This is a genomic window from Albidovulum sp. (assembly GCF_049646345.1).
In the GTDB taxonomy this organism is placed as follows: Bacteria; Pseudomonadota; Alphaproteobacteria; order Rhodobacterales; family Rhodobacteraceae; genus Albidovulum.
This window is the reverse complement of record NZ_JBARVQ010000799.1, coordinates 1-2,067: the sequence shown is the minus strand read 5'-3', so window position 1 is coordinate 2,067 and position 2,067 is coordinate 1. Positions and strand designations below refer to the sequence as shown.

Here is a 2,067-nt window from a genome sequence, read left to right as displayed (position 1 = left end):
GGAAAAAAGGGTTTCAGACGCACCATCTGCGCGTCGCTCAGCCAGAAAAGATCGCTCATGTCACCGCTCCGTTTTCGGAGCCGTGAATCATGCAGCGCTTGGGAAATCAATGCATCCTGACCCTAGAACGGCAAAGGGTACGCGGCTGCGCTATTACATCTCCCACCGGCTTGCCGCGCACAGCGGTGAGCCCGGCGTGACGGGATGGCGCCTGTCGGCAGAAGAACTGGAGGCGCGTGCCGAGGCTATCGTCCGGGATCTCCTCTCCGATGCCACGCTGGCCGGACGTTTGGTGACCGCGCCGGGCACCGACGAAATCGCGCGTTTGCGCTCCACGCTGGACGTATTGATTGGCGACGCAGATCGGGCCGATCTTCTGAACCTCGTCGGCCGCATCGACATCGCGCCGGGGCATTTGATGCTCGAACTCGATGCAGCTGCGCTCGCCGGGCATCTGGCCATCGATGCCGGCCGCCTTACTCCGGAAGCGCTGACCAGGTCCGTTCCGTTCCAACTCCGCAAACGCGGTGTCGAGACGAAGCTGGTGCTGGCCGATGCCCCGGCCGGGCGCGATGATATCCTGATCCGCAATATCGCGCGGGCCCGTGACTGGTTCAACGAGATCAAGGCCGGGCGCAGCTTCGAAGAGATCGCGGAGACCGAGGGCACATCCAGGCGCCGCGTGCAGCAGATGATCGATCTCGCCTTCCTCGCCCCGGACATCATCCGCGATGTCCTCGACGGTAAGCAGCCGATCGGATTCTCCTCCGATTGGTGCAAGACCCATGCGCTTCCGTCCAGCTGGGACGAGCAGCGCCGCATGGTCGCGGCACTATGATCAACCCTTTCCACACCTCGCACCGCGAAAAGGCCGGACGCAGACTTTGGCCGATTTGCGCGTCCAATCGTGGCGCCCGGACGGTCTGCGCAAACGCACCCACTGCGCAAGCCGCGGAAAACGCGCGACTATCCGTGGCGAACCTCGCACCGTCTCGATTGGCAGAACTTGGTGGCTGGGGCGGTAGGATTCGAACCTACGGTACACGGTACCAAAAACCGACGCCTTACCACTTGGCCACGCCCCAACTGCGCGGGTTCTTACCGAAGGCGGCTCTGCCCTGCAAGACCAAATTCGTCGATTTGTGCCGTTGTGCACAGAGGTTTTCCGGTATACCGGCCCGCATGGAAACGACGGATGTCATTATCATCGGGGCAGGGGCTGCCGGCATGATGTGCGCGGTAGAGGCCGGGCGGCGGGGGCGACGCGTCACTGTCGTCGATCACGCCCGAAATCCCGGGGAAAAGATCCGGATCTCTGGTGGTGGACGCTGCAACTTCACCAATCTTCTTGCGCCGCCCGAGCGGTTCTTGTCGCAGAACATGCGCTTTGCCCTCTCGGCGCTTCGCCGTTTCACGCCTGCCGATTTCATCGCCCGGGTCGATGCTGCCGGGATTGCCTGGCACGAAAAGACGCTGGGGCAGTTGTTTTGTGATGGAAGCGCCCGGCAGATCGTGGATCTTCTGGTGCGGGACATGTCCGCCGCCGGGGTGGATCTGAGGTTGGGGACAGGGGTTTCGGCGGTGTCCCGGGACGGCGCGTTTCTGGTCGAAACCACCATCGGCCCGATCCGGGCCGAAAGCCTTGTTCTGGCGACTGGCGGCAAGTCCATTCCGAAAATGGGGGCGACGGGGTTTGCCTACCGGATCGCCGAACAATTCGGGCTTGCCGTCACCGATACGCGCCCGGCGCTGGTGCCGCTGACCTTCGCAGAGCAGGACCTGGAGGCGCTGCGCCCGCTCGCCGGGGTGTCGGTCGAGGCGCGGGTGACGCTCGGGCGGACGGCATTCGAGGAAGGGCTGCTGTTCACCCATCGCGGTCTTTCCGGACCGTCGATCCTTCAGATCAGCTCCTATTGGCGCGAGGGGGACGGTCTGACGGTTGATCTGGCGCGCGGCTGCGATGTTGCCGCGGAATTGAAGGCGCAGCGTGGCACTGGCGGACGGGTGGCCATGCATACCGCGCTCGCCCGTTATGTGCCCGAAAAGGTAGCGGGCATGGTCCTGGAT

General features: G+C 63.8%; 1 protein-coding gene, 1 tRNA gene and 1 pseudogene. 2 read left to right on the top strand and 1 reads right to left on the bottom strand.

Going from position 1 to position 2,067, the window contains the following annotated elements; genetic code table 11:
• Window positions 1-838 (top strand): annotated as a pseudogene (locus tag WBB85_RS20985) (hypothetical protein); the annotation flags it as partial.
• A 172-nt stretch (window positions 839-1,010) separates the two neighbouring features.
• Here the strand turns inward: WBB85_RS20985 and WBB85_RS20980 are convergent.
• Window positions 1,011-1,085 (bottom strand) — tRNA-Gln (locus WBB85_RS20980).
• Window positions 1,086-1,182: 97 nt separating this feature from the next.
• Here WBB85_RS20980 and WBB85_RS20975 point away from each other — a divergent pair.
• Window positions 1,183-2,067: NAD(P)/FAD-dependent oxidoreductase (locus WBB85_RS20975; protein ID WP_432640523.1), on the top strand; the 885-nt coding region annotated here is incomplete at its 3' end.